At 64.6% G+C, this 18,852-nt stretch carries 14 protein-coding genes; 10 read left to right on the top strand and 4 right to left on the bottom strand.

All coding sequences use genetic code 11. The features are described from left to right. The first annotated feature begins 6 nt into the window (after window positions 1–6). Both CIT39_RS32785 and CIT39_RS32780 read left to right on the top strand, forming a co-directional pair. Window positions 7–816: a hypothetical protein gene (locus CIT39_RS32785; RefSeq protein ID WP_094976206.1), complete on the top strand. Its 810-nt coding sequence runs from the start codon at window positions 7–9 to the stop codon at window positions 814–816. Between the two features lie 355 nt (window positions 817–1,171). After that, window positions 1,172–2,848 (top strand): methyl-accepting chemotaxis protein, encoded by a 1,677-nt coding sequence (locus CIT39_RS32780; RefSeq protein WP_094976207.1) that lies wholly within the window; start codon window positions 1,172–1,174, stop codon window positions 2,846–2,848. Window positions 2,849–2,956: 108 nt separating this feature from the next. On the opposite strand, the gene mutS is transcribed toward CIT39_RS32780, so the two are convergent. Then, window positions 2,957–5,695: a DNA mismatch repair protein MutS gene (gene mutS, locus CIT39_RS32775; protein ID WP_094976208.1), complete on the bottom strand. Its 2,739-nt coding sequence runs from the start codon at window positions 5,693–5,695 to the stop codon at window positions 2,957–2,959. Window positions 5,696–5,922: 227 nt separating this feature from the next. On the opposite strand from mutS, the gene pcaF reads away from it, so the two are divergent. The 6 genes from pcaF (at window position 5,923) to CIT39_RS32745 (ending at window position 13,904) form a co-directional block, all read left to right on the top strand. Then, window positions 5,923–7,131 (top strand): 3-oxoadipyl-CoA thiolase, encoded by a 1,209-nt coding sequence (gene pcaF, locus CIT39_RS32770; protein WP_094976209.1) that lies wholly within the window; start codon window positions 5,923–5,925, stop codon window positions 7,129–7,131. 203 nt (window positions 7,132–7,334) lie between these two features. After that, window positions 7,335–8,036 carry a protocatechuate 3,4-dioxygenase subunit beta gene (gene pcaH, locus CIT39_RS32765; protein WP_094976210.1) on the top strand — a complete coding sequence of 234 codons (702 nt, stop codon included), beginning with the start codon at window positions 7,335–7,337 and terminating at the stop codon, window positions 8,034–8,036. Next, a complete protein-coding gene (gene pcaG, locus CIT39_RS32760) occupies window positions 8,037–8,639 on the top strand; it encodes a protocatechuate 3,4-dioxygenase subunit alpha (protein WP_094976211.1) in 603 nt (200 codons plus the stop codon). A 223-nt stretch (window positions 8,640–8,862) separates the two neighbouring features. After that, window positions 8,863–10,857 (top strand): methyl-accepting chemotaxis protein, encoded by a 1,995-nt coding sequence (locus CIT39_RS32755; RefSeq protein ID WP_094976212.1) that lies wholly within the window; start codon window positions 8,863–8,865, stop codon window positions 10,855–10,857. Between the two features lie 215 nt (window positions 10,858–11,072). Continuing rightward, window positions 11,073–12,761, top strand: a complete 1,689-nt coding sequence (locus tag CIT39_RS32750; protein WP_094976213.1) for a methyl-accepting chemotaxis protein — start codon at window positions 11,073–11,075, stop codon at window positions 12,759–12,761. A gap of 48 nt (window positions 12,762–12,809) precedes the next feature. Then, entirely contained in the window at window positions 12,810–13,904 is a 1,095-nt protein-coding gene (locus CIT39_RS32745) for a phosphotransferase (protein WP_094976214.1), read from the top strand. A 92-nt stretch (window positions 13,905–13,996) separates the two neighbouring features. Here the strand turns inward: CIT39_RS32745 and CIT39_RS32740 are convergent, their stop codons facing one another. The 3 genes from CIT39_RS32740 to CIT39_RS32730 are packed head-to-tail and all read right to left on the bottom strand — an operon-like array spanning window position 13,997 to window position 17,208. Next, window positions 13,997–15,553 carry an MDR family MFS transporter gene (locus CIT39_RS32740; protein WP_094976215.1) on the bottom strand — a complete coding sequence of 519 codons (1,557 nt, stop codon included), beginning with the start codon at window positions 15,551–15,553 and terminating at the stop codon, window positions 13,997–13,999. Window positions 15,554–15,557: 4 nt separating this feature from the next. Beyond that, the gene (locus CIT39_RS32735) at window positions 15,558–16,733 is read right to left on the bottom strand and encodes an HlyD family secretion protein (RefSeq protein ID WP_094976216.1); all 1,176 of its coding nucleotides are present in this window, start codon (window positions 16,731–16,733) and stop codon (window positions 15,558–15,560) included. Further along, entirely contained in the window at window positions 16,726–17,208 is a 483-nt protein-coding gene (locus CIT39_RS32730) for a MarR family winged helix-turn-helix transcriptional regulator (RefSeq protein WP_094976217.1), read from the bottom strand. The genes CIT39_RS32735 and CIT39_RS32730 overlap by 8 nt, the downstream gene beginning before the upstream one ends. Window positions 17,209–17,362: 154 nt before the next feature. Here CIT39_RS32730 and CIT39_RS32725 point away from each other — a divergent pair, with 154 nt between their 5' ends. After that, a complete protein-coding gene (locus tag CIT39_RS32725) occupies window positions 17,363–17,857 on the top strand; it encodes a Fur family transcriptional regulator (protein ID WP_094976218.1) in 495 nt (164 codons plus the stop codon). A 36-nt stretch (window positions 17,858–17,893) separates the two neighbouring features. Next, window positions 17,894–18,847, top strand: coding sequence for a DMT family transporter (locus tag CIT39_RS32720; RefSeq protein ID WP_094976219.1), 954 nt, complete (start codon window positions 17,894–17,896; stop codon window positions 18,845–18,847). Window positions 18,848–18,852: the final 5 nt, after the last annotated feature.

Below are 18,852 nucleotides of genomic sequence, written 5' to 3'. Positions count from 1 at the left end.
GGATGAATGTCCCCCGATCTCTACTTCCTCCTCTTCCTCTTCCTGCGCATGGCGATCGCGGCGGCGTTCGTCGTCTCGGCCTCGATCATCACCGAGCGCGCGGGTCCGGTGATCGGCGCGCTGGTCGCGACCTTGCCGATCTCGGCCGGTCCCTCCTACGTCTTCCTCGCGCTCGACCACGATGCCGCCTTCATCGCGCAGGGCTCGCTGGCGAGCCTTCCGATCAATGCGGCGACGATCTTCATGTGCCTCATCTATGTCGTGCTGGCGCAGCGGCACAATCTCGCGGTGAGTTGCGGAAGCGCGGTTGCGGTCTGGATCGTGCTTGCCTCGATCATCCGCCAGTTCGATTGGTCGCTCACCGCCGGGCTCGCCGCCAATCTGATCGCCTTCGGCATTTGCATTCCGCTCCTGGCGGGCTATCGCCACGTGAAGATGCCGCTGGTGACGCGCCGCTGGTACGATGTGCCGATGCGCGCTTCGCTGGTCGCGACCCTCGTTGCCATCGTGGTCTCGACCTCGGGCTGGGTTGGCCCCCGCATCAGCGGCATCATCGCACTGTATCCCGTGGTGTTCTCCAGCATCATGTTGATCCTGCACCCGCGCATCGGTGGCCCGCCGACCGCCGCCGTGCTCGCCAACTCCGCCTGGGGTCTGCTCGGATTCGGCACGGCAATCGCCGTCCTGCACGTGGCGGTGGTGGCGTTCGGCTCGGCCGTTGGTCTGTGTCTCGCGCTCGGCACCTGCATCGCCTGGAATCTGACGCTGTGGGGCATCGGCCGCCATGCGATGCACAAGGCACGGCCACAGCCGTGAGACTACGGATATGCGCGACGCAGTGTCGCGAAAAGTCATTTGCGGGATGACGATCCCATGTGCAACGGCCTTGCGGCATCCTGGCAAGCCATTGAATGAGATGTGTCATTTCAAGTTGCGTCGACGCTGGTCATTCCAGCTCCCGCCGATTTCCGACAATTCTATTAGAACTTTCTTCGCGCTTTTCGCTTACGAATGACTCAGCGTACCCGCTTCCGCTCTCGTCAGCGCGAACTCGTCCGAGCTGCATCCGAGTGCAGGGACCCGCGGGAATTGTCGATTTGAGTGCGGCCGTGTTGCCGCAACGGTACCTCCCCTACAGCCTCCCACGTTATTTCGAGATGGAGATTCCTTGATGTTCGGTCGCAAGTCCCCCAGTGATGCCCAAGCGCGGCTCGACGCCATCGGCCGTTCGCAGGCTATGATCGAATTCAATCTCGATGGCTCGATCATCACGGCCAACCAGAATTTTCTCGACGCGCTCGGCTATCGGCTTGACGAGATTCAGGGCAAGCATCACTCCATGTTCGTGCCGGCCGACCAGCGCGACGGCGCCGAGTACAAGGCGTTCTGGGCTGCGTTAAACCGTGGCGAGTATCAGGCACGCGAGTTCAAGCGGATCGCGAAGGGTGGCCGCGAGGTCTGGATCGAGGCGTCCTACAATCCGGTGCTCGATGGCAGCGGCAAGGCGGTGTTGGTTGCCAAGATTGCAACCGAGATCACGGCGAAGAAGATCCGGAGCATGACGGATGCATCGAAGATCGCCGCCATCGGCCGCGCGCAAGCCGTCATCGAATTCAAGCTCGACGGCACCGTCGTTACGGCAAACGAGAATTTCTGCAAGGCGCTCGGCTATTCGCTGGCCGAGATCGAGGGCAAGCATCACAGCCTGTTCGTGGCCGAGGCCGAGCGCAACGGCACCGCCTATCGCGAGTTCTGGGCCGCGCTCAACCGCGGCGACTACCAGGCCGGCGAGTTCAAGCGTATCGGCAAGGGCGGCCGCGAGATCTGGATTCTCGCTTCCTACAATCCGCTGCTCGACGAGAGCGGCAAGCCGTACGGCGTCGTCAAATTCGCGACCGACGTCACCGCGGACAAGCTGAAGAACGCCGATCTCGCCGGTCAGATCGCGGCGATCGACAAGGCCCAGGCCGTGATCGAATTCAACATGGACGGCACGATCATCACCGCCAATGCCAATTTCCTCGGCGCGCTCGGCTATTCGCTGGCCGAGATCAAGGGCAAGCATCACAGCATGTTCGTCGAGCCCAGCGAGCGCGATGGCGCCGCTTATCGCGAATTCTGGGCCGCGCTCAACCGCGGTCAATATCAGGCGGCCGAATACAAGCGTATCGGCAAGGGCGGCAAGGAGGTCTACATCCAGGCCTCCTACAACCCGATCCTCGATCTCAACGGCAAGCCGTTCAAGGTGGTGAAATATGCAACCGACACCACCAAGCAGGTGCTGGTCCGCATGGGCAACGAGCGCGTGCGCGGCATGATGGAATCGGTCGCGGCCGGTTCGGAGGAGCTGAACGCCTCGGTGCGGGAGATTTCCGAGGCCATGACCAAATCTCGCGAGACCGCGATGAGCGCGGTGGATCAGGTCGCTTCCGCCGACGCGCAGGCCCAGCGCCTAACCGAGGCGGCGCAGTCGATGAGCGGCATCGTCGAGATGATCAACAGCATCACCGGTCAGATCAACCTCTTGGCGCTGAACGCCACGATCGAATCCGCCCGCGCCGGCGAAGCGGGCCGCGGCTTTGCCGTGGTCGCCTCCGAAGTGAAGAGCCTCGCCAACCAGGCCAAGCAGGCCACCGACAAGATCGGTGCGGAGATCGGCAGCCTCAACGGCATCTCGGGCGACGTCGTCAGCGCGCTCGGCTCGATCAAGCAGGCCATCACCAGTGTCAGTGAATACGTGACGTCCACCGCCGCCGCCGTCGAGGAGCAGAGCACGGTCACGAACGAGATGTCGAACAGCATGCAGCGCGCCGCCGCGGAAGCCGCCGCGATCGCGGCAAGGGCGTAGGGCGCCACTTTTCTCTCGGCGCAAAAAGTATCGTAGCCCGTATGAGCGAAGCGATATGCGGGAACAGGCGTCCCGGATATCGCTTCGCTCATACGGGCTACGGCACGCTCACTGCTTCGGCAGCTTGGCCTTCAACGCATACAGCGCATCGAGCGCCTCGCGCGGCGACATCTCGTCCGGATGCAGCGCCTTCACGGCTTCCATCAGTTGCTCCGCCTCGCTCGGCGGCGCCGCTTCGGCGGCCGCGCGGGAGGGCACCGCGAACAGTGGCAGATCGTCCACCAGGGCTCGTGCGGTCTGGCCGCGGTCCTGCGCCTCCAGCTTGGAGAGCACCGATTTCGCGCGCGTGATCACCGCCGGCGGCAGGCCGGCGAGCTTCGCCACCTGGATGCCGTAGGAGCGGTCGGCCGAGCCAGGCAGCACCTCGTGCAGGAACACGACGTTGCCCTGCCACTCCTTCACCCGCACGGTGGCGTTGAACATGCGCGGCAGCTTGGCCGAGAGCGCGGTCAGCTCGTGATAATGCGTGGCGAACAGCGTCCGGCAACGATTGCTTTCGTGCAGATGCTCGATCGCGGCCCAGGCGATCGAGAGACCGTCGAAGGTCGCGGTGCCGCGGCCGATCTCGTCCAGGATGACGAGCGAGCGCTCGCCGGCCTGGTTCAGGATCGCAGCCGTCTCGACCATCTCCACCATGAAGGTGGAGCGGCCGCGGGCGAGATCGTCGGCGGCGCCGACGCGCGAGAACAGGCGGTCGATGATGCCGATCCGCGCGCGCGTAGCCGGCACGAAGCTGCCGATCTGGGCAAGAAGGGCAATCAGCGCGTTCTGGCGCAGGAATGTCGATTTACCGGCCATGTTCGGACCGGTGAGCAGCCAGAGCTGGCCGGATTTTTGTGCGGGTGCCGGCGACAGATCGCAGGCATTGGCGATGAACGGCTCGCCATTGCGCTTCAGCGCCTGCTCGACCACGGGATGGCGACCGGCCTCGATCGCAAAGCCAAGCGACGAGTCCACATCCGGCCGCACATAATTATCGTCGACCGCGAGCTTGGCCAGTGAGGTCGCGACGTCGAGCAAGGCGAAGGCGTGGGCAGCGGCGCGCAGATCGTCACTGATGGCCATGGCCTTCGCTGACAGCCGCTCGAAAATCTCGAGCTCGAGCCCGAGCGCACGGTCGCCCGCGTTGGCGATCTTGGCTTCGATCTCGCCTAACTCGGAGGTGGTGAAGCGTACCTGGCCCGCCAGCGTCTGGCGATGGATGAAGGTGGCATTCAGCGGCGCCGACATCAGCTTCTCGCCGTGCTGCGCGGTGACCTCGACGAAATAGCCGAGCACGTTGTTATGCCGGATCTTGAGACCTTTCACGGCGGTCGCGTCGGCGTAGCGCGCCTGCATCGAGGCCACCACGAGGCGTGAGGCGTCGCGCAGGTTGCGTGCTTCGTCGAGGGCGGGTTCATAGCCCTGCCGGACGAAGCCGCCGTCGCGCTTGATCAGGGGCAGCTGCTCGTCGAGCGCGCTGGCGAATTCCGCCGCGAGCTCGCGCGAGGGCCTTTGCAGCGCCGCCATCACCGCGGCGATTTCCTGCGGCGGCTGATCGAGCTCGCCAAGCCGCGCCAGCACCTGGTCGGCGGCGGTGATGCCGTCGCGCAGCCCCGCGAGATCGCGCGGGCCGCCGCGGCCGACCGACAGACGCGCCAGCGCACGCGACATGTCGGGCGCGCCGCGCAATATGCTGCGGATGTCTTCGCGTGCAGCTGAATCGCCGACGAAGACGCTGACCGCATCGAGCCGGCGTGCGATCGCCGGCGCGTCCGTCAGCGGCGCGGCCAGACGCTGGGCGAGCAGGCGCGAGCCCGCCGAGGTCACCGTGCAGTCGATCGCATCGAGCAGCGAGCCGCGGCGTTCGCCCGCGAGCGTCCGGGTCAGCTCGAGATTGGCGCGCGTCGCCGGATCGATCGCCATGGTCGCGCCGGAAGCTTCGCGCGCGGGCGGCGACAGCGGCGGATGCTTGCCGACCTGGGTGCGGTCGACATAGGTGACGGCGGCCGCTGCGGCGGTGGCTTCGAGACGCGTGAGCTGCGCCAGTCCGTCCATGGTCGCGACGGCAAAATAGTCGCACAGCCGTTTCTCGGCGGTGGCGCCGTCGAAGACGTCGCGGGTCAGCGGCGTCACCGCCGGCAGTTCGCGCAGGGTCTGCCCGAGCTCGCCGTCGTTGTAGAGTGCGTCGGTGACGATGGCCTCGTTCGGGTTGATGCGCGCCAGCGTCGCGGCCAGCTCGCCGCCCGAGCACTCCATCACGGTGAATTCGGCAGTCGAGATGTCGATCCAGGCGAGCCCGAAGCGATCGCCGCCGCCGGAGGCGCGGGCGCGCGCAATGGCCAGCAGATAATTGTTGGCGCGGGCGTCGAGCAGCGTGTCCTCGGTCAGCGTGCCCGGCGTCACCAGCCGCACCACGCCGCGGCGCACGACGCTCTTGTTGCCGCGTGCTTTCGCGGCAGCGGGATCCTCGGTCTGCTCGCACACCGCGACCCGGTGGCCGGCCGAGATCAGGCGGTGCAGATAATCCTCGGAGCGCTCGACCGGCACGCCGCACATCGGGATGTCATTGCCCTGATGCTTGCCGCGCTTGGTCAGCACGATGCCGAGTGTCTTCGAGGCGATCTCGGCGTCCTCGAAGAACAATTCGTAGAAATCACCCATCCGGTAGAACAGCAGCAGGCCCTGATGCGCCGCCTTGATTTCAAGGTACTGTTCCATCATCGGCGTGACTCGCGCGGCGGCTTCCGCCTGGGGCGCGGGCGTGGATTCGGGCTCTGGAGCGGAGATGGGCTGTTGCATCGTCATGGGCGGCGCAACCTACAAAATTTCGTCCCGTGCTCCTATCGCTTTGGCCGGCGAGGGCGGGTTTTCCACGTTGTCCGCATTGCGGCATGCATGGCCAGCGTGCGGGCCCCTCGGAACACGCGTGTATCAGTCAATTGACCTGCCGCGGGCGCCCTCCTAAAACTCCGCCGTCATTGAAGAATTCTGGAAGAATTCTGGCCGAACCGCGGCATTCAGGGAGAACAACGATGCGTGATGTCTTTATCTGCGATGCCGTGCGGACCCCGATCGGCCGTTTCGGCGGCTCACTCGCCAAGGTGCGCGCCGACGATCTGGCCGCAGCCCCGATCAAGGCGCTGATGGCCAGGCACCCCAATCTCGACTGGGCGCAGGTGGACGAAGTCTTCTTCGGCTGCGCCAATCAGGCCGGCGAGGACAACCGCAACGTCGCGCGCATGGCGCTGCTGCTGGCGGGCTTGCCGGATTCGGTTCCCGGCCAGACGCTGAACCGGCTCTGCGCCTCCGGCCTCGATGCGGTCGGTGCCGCAGGCCGCGCCATTCGTTCCGGCGAGATCGAGCTTGCCATCGCCGGCGGCGTCGAATCCATGACGCGCGCGCCCTTCGTGATGGGCAAGGCGCAGGAAGCCTTCTCGCGCTCGGCCGAGATCTTCGACACCACCATCGGCTGGCGCTTCATCAATCCGCTGCTGAAGGCACAGTATGGCGTCGATGCGATGCCGGAGACCGGCGAGAACGTCGCCGAGGAATTCCAGGTCTCGCGCGCCGACCAGGACGCCTTTGCGATCCGCTCGCAGCAGCGTGCCGGTGCGGCGATCGCCGCCGGCTATTTCGCCGAAGAGATCATTCCGATCACCATTCCCGGCGGCAAGGCCGGCCCGATCACGGTCGACAAGGATGAGCATCCGCGTCCCGAGACCACGCTCGAAGGCTTGGCAAAACTGAAGCCGATCGTGCGCAACCCTGGTACGGTCACCGCCGGCAACGCCTCCGGCGTCAATGACGGCGCGGCCGCGATGATCCTGGCGTCCGAAGCTGCCGTGAAGAAGCATGGTCTCACGCCCCGCGCGCGCATCCTCGGCCTTGCCTCGGCGGGCGTGCCGCCGCGCATCATGGGCATCGGCCCGGTGCCCGCAACCCGCAAGCTGATGGAGCGGCTCGGCAAGAGGATCAGCGATTTCGACCTGATCGAGCTCAACGAGGCCTTCGCCTCGCAAGGCATCGCCTGCATGCGTCAGCTCGGCGTGCCTGATGATGCAGACTTCGTCAATCCGCATGGCGGCGCCATCGCGCTTGGCCACCCCCTCGGCATGAGCGGCGCGCGCCTCGCGCTCACCGCGGTCCACGGCATGGAGAAGCGCGGCGGCAAGCTCGCGCTCGCCACCATGTGCGTCGGCGTCGGCCAGGGCGTGGCGGTTGCAATCGAGAAGCTGAACTGAGTCTCCCTCCTTCTTTCGGCCTGTGCGCGGAGAGGTGGACGAAGTTTCTTACACCACGAATTCGTCATGCCCGGGACAAGCCCGGCCATGACGGAATCGAGGAGCCAGGGTCCCCGAAACCTGCTTTCCTAAATTAGTTATATCCTATAATGATTGGCGGAAGTTGTCCGGCCGGACCACAATGGCCGGGGAGGAATTCGCCAATGACATTCATCTATCCCACTGACAGCAACAAGGCGCATCCGCTGCCGCTGTCGCCCGACTACAAGAGCTCGATCAAGCGCGCGCCGAACAAGCCCTTGATTCCGATGCGCCACACGCTGTCGGAGCTGACCGGTCCGGTCTATGGCCACGAGACCGTCCGCGAGGGCGACAGCGATCTCACCACCCAGCATACGGGCGAGCCGATTGGCGAGCGCATCATCGTGCACGGCCATGTGCGCGACGAGGACGGCCGTGGCGTGCCGAATTCGCTGGTCGAGATCTGGCAGGCCAATTCCTGCGGCCGCTACGTTCACGTCCGCGACCAGCACCCTGCGCCGCTCGATCCGAATTTTACGGGCGCCGGCCGCACCGTGAGCGATGCGAGCGGCTACTACCGCTTCGTCACCATCAAGCCGGGCGCCTATCCCTGGGGCAATCACCACAATGCGTGGCGTCCGGCACATATCCATCTGTCTGTGTTCGGCCATTCCTTCATCACGCGCCTCGTGACGCAGATGTACTTCCCGAACGATCCGCTGTTCCCGTTCGATCCGATCTTCAACTCGGTGCCGGATGAGAAGGCGCGCGCGCGGATGGTCTCCTCGTTCGATCTCGAGAACACCCAGCCCGAATGGGCGCTGTGCTACCGCTTTGACATCGTGCTGCGCGGCAAGAACGCCACGCCCATGGAGAACCATTAAGTGCAGGATTCTGTGAAGCCCAACGGGATCACCCCATCGCAGACCGTCGGCCCATTCTTCAAATACGGCCTGACGCCGAACGGCGAATATGCCTGGAACGACGCTTTCACCAACTCGACGCTCACGTCCGACGTTTCCGGCGAGCGCATCCGCATCGAGGGTCGCGTGTTCGACGGTGACGGCGTTGCCGTGCCGGATTGCATGCTGGAGATCTGGCAGGCGGACGCGCAAGGCCGCTTCGCCGATCCGCAGGACAAGCGTGCGCTGCCGAATGCGAGCTTCCGCGGCTTTGCGCGCTGCGGCACCGACAAGGATGGCAATTACGCTTTCGAGTCCATCAAGCCGGGCGTGGTGCCGGATCCCGACGGCAAGCCGCAGGCGCCGCACATCCTCCTTGCGGTGTTCGGCCGCGGCATGCTGCGGCATCTCTATACCCGGCTCTATTTCAACGACGAGGTCGGCAATGCCGCCGACCCGGTGCTCGCGCTGGTACCCGCCGACCGCCGCGCCACGCTGACGGCGGTGCGCGAAGCCGGCAAGGCGGTCTATCGCCTCGACCTGCGGCTTCAGGGCGACAACGAGACGGTGTTCTTCGAGGTGTGAAACGACGGGTTTGTTTGCCATCTGTGTCGCGATGCCCGGGGCCCGCCCGGTCATTCGCGTTTCGGCTCTCAAGTTATTGGTATCTCGATGTGGGCCTTCGCCCGCGAGCCTGCGACCTCCGGTATCGTACGTAGCTCTCGCTTGCCAGTTTCCGACAGCTTCATTCAATGTCCGTTGAGGACAACGGGCTAAGAATAGGACTGCTCATACTGCGGGTCCTTTCATGAAGCCTCGTTTGTCGATCTCCTCGGCGATCATTCTCTTCGGCGTTCTGCTCGTCCTCGGCTTTGTGGCTGTCGTCGCCAGCAGTGCCTACGCGCTACGCGAACTCAAGGTTGGCGGACCGCTCTATTCCGACATCAAGCTCGGCAACGATCTCATTGCAGATATTCTGCCGCCGCCGGCCTATGTGCTCGAAGCCTATCTCGAAGCAACATTGGCGATGCGCGAGCCGGATCAACTTACCGCTCATGGCGAGCGGCTCGTCCAGCTCCGCAAAGACTATGAGGACCGCAAGACGTTCTGGAGCGGCTCAAGTCTTTCCCCGGACCTGAAGACCGCGCTGGTCGCGAAATCGGATGCCGAGGTGCAGAAGTTCTGGAAGCTCGTCTCCGATCAGCTCCTGCCGGCACTAAAAAGCAAGGATGGAGCCGCCGCCGAGCGCGCTTATGCCCAGCTCAAGGATACTTACAGCGCGCACCGCAGCGTTATCGACAGTATCGTCGAGGGCGCCAACAAGAAGAACGCGGACGTTGAGAAGCTCGCCGCCGATCGCGATGCCTCGATCTCCTATGTCGTGTGGGGCGTGTCCGCCGCCGTGCTCGCCCTGATCGCGGGAGGTCTTGCCTTCGTCGCTCTCGGGGTCGTCCGTCCGATCGTCCGCATGACCGGTGCCATGCAGCAGCTCGCGACCGGAGATCTCACGGCGGAGGTGCCCTATGGCGACCGTCGCGATGAAGTTGGCTCGATGGCGAGCGCACTCGCGGTTTTCAAGCAGAGCGCGCTGGACAATGCCAGGCTTCGCGAGGAACAGCTCCGCGTCGAAGAGCAGTCCGCCGTTGCCAAGCGCTCCGCGCTGCTCAGCATGGCCGAGACCGTTGAGCGTGAAGCCGGGGTGTCGGTCGAGACGGCGACCGGTGCAGCGCAAGACGTTGAGCGCGCTGCGTCCAACCTGTCGGGACTCGCGTGCGATCTGTCGACGGAATCGCAGGCCGTCGCGGCTGCTTCCGAGCAGGCGCTGGCCAGCGCGGAGACCGTCTCCTCGGCCGCGGAAGAACTGACCGCTTCGATCCGCGAGATCACGAGCCAGCTCGCGCGTGCAAGCCAGGTGACGAAATCAGCCGTGGTCGGCCGCGAGCAGGCGCGCACCACCATCCAGGCGCTGTCGGGCTCGGTGAAGAAGATCGCCGAGGTCTCCGATCTCATTGGCGGCATCGCCGGCCAGACCAATCTGCTGGCGCTGAACGCCACGATCGAGGCAGCGCGTGCCGGCGAGGCCGGGCGCGGCTTCGCGGTAGTCGCCGCCGAGGTCAAGTCGCTGTCCAACCAGACCGCCAAATCGACCGAGGAGATCGCGCGTCTGATCGCCGAGATCCAGGCCTCGACCGACGCCGCCGTGGCCGCGGTTGAGGAGATGGGCGGCCAAATCTCGGAGATCGATGGTGTAGCGACCTCCGTCGCGGCCGCGATGGAAGAGCAGGATGCCGCAACGCGCGAGATCGCGCGCTCGATTTCGGAGTCGGCTACTGCCGCCAGAGAGGTTTCCGCCAAGATCGCTCATGTCAGCCGGGATGCCGATTCCGTCAACGAGCGTGCGTCCGAAATGCGCCAGGCGATCTCCAGCGTGTCGTCGAACCTCGCGTCGCTCAAGTCGGTCCTGGTCCGGACGGTGCGCAGTTCGGCGACCGAAGTCGATCGCCGCGCCAGCAAGCGCTATCCAGCCGATCTGCAGGTCTCGGTGATCGACAGCAGGCAGGCGACGCATGAGACGACGCTGGTCGACATCTCGGAAGGCGGTGCCTGGATCCGCTGCGCGCCTCAGATCAATGTCGGGGAAGCCGGTGTGCTGCGCATCAAGGGCCTCGCGCTGGCGCTGCCGTTCAGCGTGCGCACCCATGACGGCGAGGCCGCGCATGTCGCCTTCGGGTTGGACGCCGGTCAGAGGGTCGAGTTCGCTGGCTGGTTCGGACGCAATTTCGGCGCGGCCGCGGCAGCTTGAGCGCAAGACCCGGTGTACGATCTGGGCGGCGGTGCAGTTTTTTGCGAGGGTTCTTTGCAGCATGAGTCAGCTTCGCTGACCCAAAAGCGATAATTCAGCGCTTTCGCCCGTACTAATGCGGAACTCCCCCGCGACGACGTTCCGGCAATGCAATCCCGTATTTACCATATTGATCTAGGCTTCACGCGGTTTCGGCGTGCGCCCTGGAATATTTCATGAAGATCCGTTTGTCGTTGTCCTCCGCGATCGTCGCGTTCGGGATCGTGCTGGCCATCGGTTTTGCCGCGGTGGTCTCGACCAGCCTCTATGCCCTGCGGGAGCTCAAGGTCGGTGGTCCGCTCTACTCCGACATCAAGCTTGGCAACGACCTCATCGCGGACATTCTGCCGCCGCCAGAATACGTCATCGAGGCCTATCTCGAGGCGACCCTGGCCATGCGCGAGCCGGACCAGCTGGCAGCCCACGGCGAACGTCTGGTTCAGCTCCGCAAGGATTACGACGAGCGCAAGGCGTTCTGGGTCACCTCCAGCCTCTCGGCCGACCTGAAGACGGCGCTGGTGTCGAAATCCGATGCCGAGGTGCAGAAATTCTGGAAGGCGTCCGACCAGCTCCTGCCGGCCCTCAAGGCCAAGGATGCAGCTGCGTCCGAGCGCATCTATGCGCAGCTCAAGGACGCCTACACCGCACATCGCGCGGTGATCGACAGCATCGTCGAAAGCGCCAACAAGCAGAATGCCGACATGGAGAAGCTGGCCGCGGACCGCGACAGCTCCATGCTCTATAACCTGCTCGGAGTCTCCGCCGCTGTCCTCGCCTTCATTGCCGCGGGCCTGCTCGGTGTTGCCGTCGGTGTGGTGCGCCCGATCGTGCGCATGACGGGCACGATGCAGAAGCTCGCGACCGGCGATCTGGCCGCCGACATTCCGTTCGCGCACCGCCGGGACGAGGTCGGCTCGATGGCGGGTGCGCTTGTGGTGTTCAAGCAGGCGGCGGTCGAGAATTCCCGCCTGCGCGAGGAGCAGTTGCGGCAGGAGCAGGCGGCGGCGCTTGCCAAGCGCTCCGCCCTGCACCAGATGGCCGAGACCGTCGAGCGCGAGACCGGCCGATCGGTCGACACCGCGGGGGCGGCGACGCAAGGCGTCGAGCGGGCCGCCTCCAGCCTGTCCGAGATCGCAAGGTCGCTTTCCGCGCAGTCGCAGGCGGTCGCGGTGGCCTCCACCCAGGCCCTCGGCAGCTCGCAGACCGTCTCGGCCGCGGCCGAAGAACTGAGCGCCTCGATCCGCGAGATCGCAAGCCAGGTCGCTCGCACCAGCACCGTCACAAAATCCGCGGTCGCCGGCCGTGAGCAGGCGCGGTCGACCATCCAGGCGTTGGCCGGATCGGTGAAGAAGATCGCCGAGGTTTCAGACCTGATCGGCGGCATCGCCGGCCAGACCAACCTCCTGGCGCTCAACGCCACCATCGAGGCGGCACGCGCCGGCGAGGCCGGTCGCGGCTTCGCCGTGGTCGCCGCCGAGGTGAAATCCCTGTCGGATCAGACCGCCAAATCCACCGAGGAGATCGGGCGGCTCATTGCCGAGATCCAGACCTCGACGCAGGCCGCGGTCGAAGCCGTCGAGACTATGGGAGATCACATCGTCGAGATCGACGGCGTGGCGACCTCGGTTGCCGCCGCGATGGAGGAGCAGGACGCCGCGACGCGGGAGATCTCGCGGTCGATTTCCGAATCGGCTTCCGCAGCGAAGGAGGTCTCGGCCAAGATCGGCAATGTCAGCCGCGACGCAGCTTCCGTGGACGAGCGCGCGGCGGAAGTCAGGCAGGCGATCGCCGGCATGGCGGCCAATCTCGAGCAACTCCGGTCGGTCGTGGTGCGGACCGTGCGCGACTCGACCGCGGCGGCTTGAGCGTAGCATCGGTTCGGCCGCTGGGGCTTGGGGCTATGATCGCGCAGTATGGCGCGGGACAGGGACATCGTGAATTTCATGACACCTCCACAACTGCCTGATGTCGTTGAGCCCGCCCGCTTGACGGCGGCGCTACGGCGAGGCGGCGTGCTGGACGCCGGCGCGGTCCGCGAGGTGAAGGTGCTGCATCAGCACCCGGCCCTGGTGTCGCACGTCATCCGACTTGGGCTGCGCTATGTCGGAGAATCCGCCGGGGCCCCGCACTCCGTCATCCTCAAGATGCCGCATTCGGCCTACGCCAAGTCGCTGGCCAATTCTGGTCGGCAGGAAGTGGCCTTCTACACCCGCCTTGCGCCAAATATGCCGTCGCAGATCGTTCCGCGCTGCTACGATGGCCATTTCGATGACGAGAGCCAGGCTTGGCATCTCCTGCTTGAGGATCTCACCGATAGCCATGAGGTTGCGGCTGCTTGGCCGTTGCCGCCCTCGCGCGATCAGGCGATGGCGATCGTCACGGCGCTGGCCCGTTGGCATGCATGCTGGTGGGACCATCCCGGTTTCGGCGAAACCGTCGGTACTTGGTTGAGCGCCGATGACGCTGCGAGCCTGATGGAAACGTTCGCAGGCCATTACGACCGCTTTGCTGACTTGCTTGGTGATCGCCTCAGTGAGGAGCGACGTATCCTCTACCGACGCTTCATCGAGAAAGCGGAGCAGCTGTTGCAGCGCTACCATTCGCATCGCCACGTAACCATCGCGCACGGCGATGCCCATACCTGGAATTTCCTGTTGCCGCGCGCGGGCGTCGCGGACGCCGTGCGCATCTTCGATTTCGATCAGTGGCGCATCAACGTTCCTACCCACGATCTCGCCTATATGATAGCGACGCAATGGTATCCAGAGCGCAGGCAGGCGCTCGAACGTCCACTGCTCAACCGCTACTACGAGATGCTGATCGCGCACGGTGTCACCGGCTACACGCGCGGCGCGCTCGATCGCGACTACCGCTGGGCGGTGCTGTGGCACATCACCAAGCCCATCTGGCAGTGGAGCATCAACATCCCGCCGGTGATCTGGTGGAATAATCTGGAGCGGATATTCGCGGCCGTGGACGATCTGGGCTGCGAGGAGTTGCTGGGGTAGCTCGTGTCCCGGGCGCGGCGCAGCGCCGAGAGCGCGTCCACAGCGCACCGCTGAAGAAGCGCTGCGCTGCGTCCGGAGCACGCGAGCGAGCCCTACTCTATCACCGCATGTTCCGGTCCCGCGGCCTGCTTGCGCAGCGTGGCTTTGGTCGAGCCGATCAGCAAGGCGAGCGGGATGGTGCAGAGGACGAAGAGCATCACCAGCTGGTAGTCGTGCGCGAAGGCGATGATCTGTGCCTGCACGCTCACCATCCTGTCGGCCATGGCGCGGCCGGCGTCGGTGGACAAGTTGATCAGGCCCCTGACGTCGGGCATCTGCAGTGCATGGTTGAACGGATTGATGTGCTCGGACAGGATCGCGTAAGTTCGTCGCGTTCCCTGCGTCAGTTGCGCGATCACCACGGAAATACCGACCGAGCTCGCGACGTTGCGCATCAGGGTCAGCATCGCGGTGCCGTCGGTGCGCAACTCGTTCGAGAGCGTCAGGAACGCCACGGTCGAGAGCGGCACGAAGACCAGGCCGAAGCCAAAGCCCTGGACGACGCTGACGGCGACGATCTCCGGCACCTGGGTCAGATCGGTCCAGCCGGTCATCTGGAACAGCGAGCCGGCGGTCAGCGTCAGACCGGAGATGATCAGCGTGCGCGCCTCGACATAGCGCATCATGCGGCCGACCAGCATCATCGCGAAGAAGGTGCCGAAGCCGCGGCTCGCCAATAGCAGTCCGGCAGTGATGATGGGATAGCCGATCACGTTCTGCATGTAGGGCGACGCCAGCGCCATGGTCGAGAACAGCACGAGCCCCATCACGACCATGAACATGCAGCCGGTGACAAAGTTGCGATCCCGAAACAGCGCGAAGCGGATGAACGGCGTCGAGGTCGTGAAGGAGTGCGCGAGGAAGAAATAGAACGCTGCGGCCGAGACGATGAATTCCGCCAGGATCTCGTTCGATTCCAGCCAGCCCAATTGCTCACCGCGGTCGAGCGCAAGCTGCAGCGAGCCGATCGCCACCGCCAGCGCGGCGAAGCCGAACCAGTCGAATTTGAGGCTGATATTCCTATCCGTCTCGTCCATGAAGACGATCAGCCCGAGCACGGTGATGAAGCCGAACGGCAGGTTGACGAAGAACACCCAGTGCCAGGAATAGGTCTCGGTCAGCCAGGCGCCGAGCGAGGGGCCCATGATCGGGCCCATCATCACGCCCATGCCCCAGATCGACATCGCCTTGGCGCGTTCCTGCAGCGTGTAATAGTCCAGCATCACGGATTGCGACAGCGGCACCAGGGCTGCGCCGAACACGCCCTGGAGAAGCCGGAACAGCACCATCTGGTTGATGTCCTGCGCGAGGCCGCACAGCACCGAGGCCATGGTGAAACCGGCCGCGCAGATGATGAAGATGCGCTTGCGGCCGAAGCGGTTGGCAATCCAGCCCACCGGGGCCGTCATGATCGCGGCGGCGACGATGTAGGAGGTCAGCACCCAGTTGATCTGGTCCTGCGAGGCCGACAACGAGCCCTGCATGTAGGGCAGGGCGACGTTGGCGATGGTGGTGTCCAGCGCCTGCATGATGGTCGCGGTCATGGCGCAGATCGTCACCATGTTCCGGCGCAGGCCAGGGACCATCAGGGCGGGATTGGACTCCGCCATCGGATCAGTCCTTGTCCTGATCTTTGTCTTGGCTCGCGGTCGCCGACAGGCCGAACAGGCCGGCGAGCGACCGCTTGTGGCCGGTGTCGATCGTGGCATAGACGCTCATGCCGGCCTTCAGCTTCCGCACATATTTGTCGGTCTCGTCGAAATAGATTCTGATCGGCACGCGCTGCACGACCTTGACGAAATTGCCGGTGGCATTCTGCGGCGGCAGGATGGCGAATTGCGCACCGGTGCCGGGCGAGAGCGATCCGATCTTGCCCTTGAAGACGTGGCTCGGGAAGGCGTCGACCTCGAGCGTGACGGGCTGGCCTTCGGTGACGTGGGTGAGGTCGCTCTCCTTCGGGTTGGCGTCGACCCAGGGATGGGCGACGTCGATGATGGAGAAGACCGGCGTGCCGGCGGTGACGAACCGGCCGAGCTGGATCTGCTCCACCTGTGTGGCCACGCCGTCCATCGGGGCGCGCAGCACGGTGTGGTCGAGGTTGCGCTGGGCATCGTCCAGCCTGGCTTTTGCCTGTGCGTAAGGCGGGAATTGCTCCAGCGGCAACGCTGAATCGCCGAGTAGCTGCGTCTTGGCGTTGGAGAGTTGCTGTTTGATATATTGCGCCTGCGCGCCTGCGGTGACCAGCGCATTCGAGGCGTTGTCAAGATCGAGCTGCGAGCCGAAATTGTTCTTCACCAGCGCCTGCTTGCGCTCGACGTCGCGCTGCTTCAGATCGATGCCTTGCTGGGCAAGGTTGAGCATGTCGCCATAGATCTTGATGTTGGCGACGAGATTGTCATAGGTCGTGCGGGTTTGGGCGAGTTGCGCCTTGGCTTCGTCCACAGCGTGGCGGAACGGAACGGGGTCGATCTCGAACAGCTCGTCGCCGCGCTTGACCGACTGGCCTTCCTTCACGACCACCTTCAGGATCTTGCCGGAGATATCGGGCGTCACCAGCACTTTCTGCGCGCCGACATAGGCGTCGTCGGTGCCGACATAGCGGCCGCCATGCAGATAAAAGGTGAGGCCGCCGACGATGGCGACGAGAGGCAGCACGACCAGAAGCAGGAAGCGGCGATAACGCCGCAGGCCCGCGACCAGACGGCGTCGGGGATCGGTGCCGGCCTTCTTGGTGGGCTTGCCGGTGTCGGTCTTCTGCTCGGGCTGGAACTTGAGGACTTGATCAGCCATAGCGCTGCTCCTTGCGCGCCTGTTCCGCACCGCTGGTCTGGATCGCGGTGCGCACGTTTTCCTTGATGGTTTCGAGCTGGGTCAGCAGGCGATGAGCGTCGGCCGGCGTGATGCCGTCCAGCGCGTTGGCGGTCAGCTCCGACTTCAGCCCGCTCATCCGGCCCAGCAATTGCCGGCCGGCCTTCCTGAGATAAAGCCGCTTGACGCGGCGGTCCGAAGCGTCGCTGCGACGCTCGATCCAATCGCTGTCGCAGAGCTTGTCGATCAGGCGGGTCAGCGTGATCGGCTGCATCTCGAGCAGCTCGGCGAGTTCCGATTGCTTCATGCCCTCGCTGCGCTCGACCTTGGCCAGCACCGCCCATTGCGCGCGGGTGATGCCGAAGCGCGAAGCCTCCTTGTCGGCATAGACGCGCAAGAGGCGGTAGAGCTCGCCCAGCGTGAACAGGAAATTCTGGTCGACGGACCCGCGGGTCATAAGCTTTGTCTCCAATAAGCTTGAATATAATAAGCAAGCTTATGATTATTTCATGCCGGGTTAGCGGGACGCTGTCCCGCAGCAAAAGCATGGCTGACCGCCACTCGGCGGTCGTGCTTTGGGTTCCCCCGCCGAAATGCTAGAAGCGGGCCGCATGACCCTCGCAAAGCCGGCATTTCCTGCGCCCGACCATGATCACGGCCGCTGCACCGCGGATGCGCTGGCGCATGCCGAGGCCGTTTGCGAGCAGCGCGCGCAGAAGTTCACACCCATTCGTCGTCACGTGCTGGCGGCCTTGCTCTCCAGCCACCGCCCGCTCGGCGCCTACGAGGTGATCGACGAATTGGCCAAGTCGATGGCCCGTCCGGCGCCGATCACGGTCTACCGCGCGCTCGATTTCCTGATGGCCAACGGCCTCGTGCACCGCATCGAAAGCCGCAATGCCTATCTCGCCTGCGCCGCCCATGACCACGACGCGACCTCGGCGGTGGCGTTCCTGATCTGCGAGCGCTGCGGCCTGGTCGGCGAGATTTCGTCGGCGTCCTTTGCCAATGATATCAACGTTGCCGCGCGCAGTTCAGGCTTCGCACCCAAGCTGTCCGTGGTCGAGATCACGGGCATCTGCACCCATTGTCAGAAAGCTGCATAAAGCAAACAACGGCGCAAAGCCGGTTTTCGGGAAGAGATGTCCTCACCACAAGCCAACCCCTCCGCCGCACGCCCCCTCAGTGCCGGCGCCATCGCCCTGATGCTCATGCTGTGCCTGACCTGGGGGTTCAACCAGATCGCGGTGAAGCTGGTGCTGCCGGACATCCCGCCGATGCTGCAGGCCACGATCCGGTCGGCGGGCGCGCTGCCGGTGCTGTTCCTCATCGGCACGTTTCGCGGCGTCAAATTCTTCGAGAACGACGGCACGTGGAAGCCGGGCCTGATCGCCGGGCTGATGTTCGGCATCGAATTCGTGCTGATTTTCCAGGGGCTACGCCTCACCTCGGCGTCGCGCGCGGTGGTGTTCCTCTATACCGCGCCGTTCTTCGTTGCGCTCGGCTCCTACCAGGTGCTCGGCGAGCGGCTCGGCGCCTCGCAATGGCTGGGCCTCGCCATCAGCTTTGCCGGCGTCGCCCTCGCGATTGGCGTGCCGCAGCCCAACGTCGATTCGCATGTTCTGCTCGGCGACCTCATGATCGTCGGCGGTGCCGCGCTGTGGGCGGCGACCACGCTGGTTGCCAAGGGGACGCGCTTGCGGTTCGCCGCGCCCGAGAAGGCGCTGGGCTATCAGGTCGCGATCTCGATCCCGATCCTGGGGCTGGCGGCCTGGCTGTTCGGCGAGACCATCACGCACACCCCCGCGCCGCTGTCGCTCGGCCTGATGGCGTTCCAGGCGATCTGGGTGGTTGGAACCACGTTCACGCTTTGGTTCGCTCTCGTGAAGACCTATTCGGCCAGCAAATTGTCGGCTTTTACCTTCATCACCCCTTTGTTTGGCGTGGTGGGTAGCTATTTCATCATGCATGACACCCTAAGCTTGGCGTTCGGGGCGGCAGCCGTCCTTGTAATTGCTGGGCTTTTTCTGGTTAACCGTCCGAGCCAAGTCGCTGCGGCGCCGCGCGACGCATTGCTGAACGTCACCAAAACCTGATATTT

The sequence above is a fragment of the Bradyrhizobium symbiodeficiens genome (assembly GCF_002266465.3).
Lineage (GTDB): Bacteria > Pseudomonadota > Alphaproteobacteria > Rhizobiales > Xanthobacteraceae > Bradyrhizobium > Bradyrhizobium symbiodeficiens.
Note: the sequence above shows the minus strand (reverse complement) of the source record. Positions and strands in the feature narration are given on the sequence as shown.

What these genes read in the sequence shown, in the direction of transcription:
- pcaH (WP_094976210.1), top strand. Translation starts at nt 7,335, where the DNA reads ATGACATTCATCTATCCCACTGACAGCAACAAGGCGCATCCGCTGCCG.
- mutS (WP_094976208.1), bottom strand. Translation starts at nt 5,695, where the DNA reads ATGACGATGCAACAGCCCATCTCCGCTCCAGAGCCCGAATCCACGCCC.
- CIT39_RS32730 (WP_094976217.1), bottom strand. Translation starts at nt 17,208, where the DNA reads ATGACCCGCGGGTCCGTCGACCAGAATTTCCTGTTCACGCTGGGCGAG.
- CIT39_RS32740 (WP_094976215.1), bottom strand. Translation starts at nt 15,553, where the DNA reads ATGGCGGAGTCCAATCCCGCCCTGATGGTCCCTGGCCTGCGCCGGAAC.
- CIT39_RS32725 (WP_094976218.1), top strand. Translation starts at nt 17,363, where the DNA reads ATGACCCTCGCAAAGCCGGCATTTCCTGCGCCCGACCATGATCACGGC.
- CIT39_RS32780 (WP_094976207.1), top strand. Translation starts at nt 1,172, where the DNA reads ATGTTCGGTCGCAAGTCCCCCAGTGATGCCCAAGCGCGGCTCGACGCC.
- CIT39_RS32750 (WP_094976213.1), top strand. Translation starts at nt 11,073, where the DNA reads ATGAAGATCCGTTTGTCGTTGTCCTCCGCGATCGTCGCGTTCGGGATC.
- CIT39_RS32755 (WP_094976212.1), top strand. Translation starts at nt 8,863, where the DNA reads ATGAAGCCTCGTTTGTCGATCTCCTCGGCGATCATTCTCTTCGGCGTT.
- CIT39_RS32720 (WP_094976219.1), top strand. Translation starts at nt 17,894, where the DNA reads ATGTCCTCACCACAAGCCAACCCCTCCGCCGCACGCCCCCTCAGTGCC.
- CIT39_RS32735 (WP_094976216.1), bottom strand. Translation starts at nt 16,733, where the DNA reads ATGGCTGATCAAGTCCTCAAGTTCCAGCCCGAGCAGAAGACCGACACC.
- pcaF (WP_094976209.1), top strand. Translation starts at nt 5,923, where the DNA reads ATGCGTGATGTCTTTATCTGCGATGCCGTGCGGACCCCGATCGGCCGT.
- CIT39_RS32745 (WP_094976214.1), top strand. Translation starts at nt 12,810, where the DNA reads ATGGCGCGGGACAGGGACATCGTGAATTTCATGACACCTCCACAACTG.
- CIT39_RS32785 (WP_094976206.1), top strand. Translation starts at nt 7, where the DNA reads ATGTCCCCCGATCTCTACTTCCTCCTCTTCCTCTTCCTGCGCATGGCG.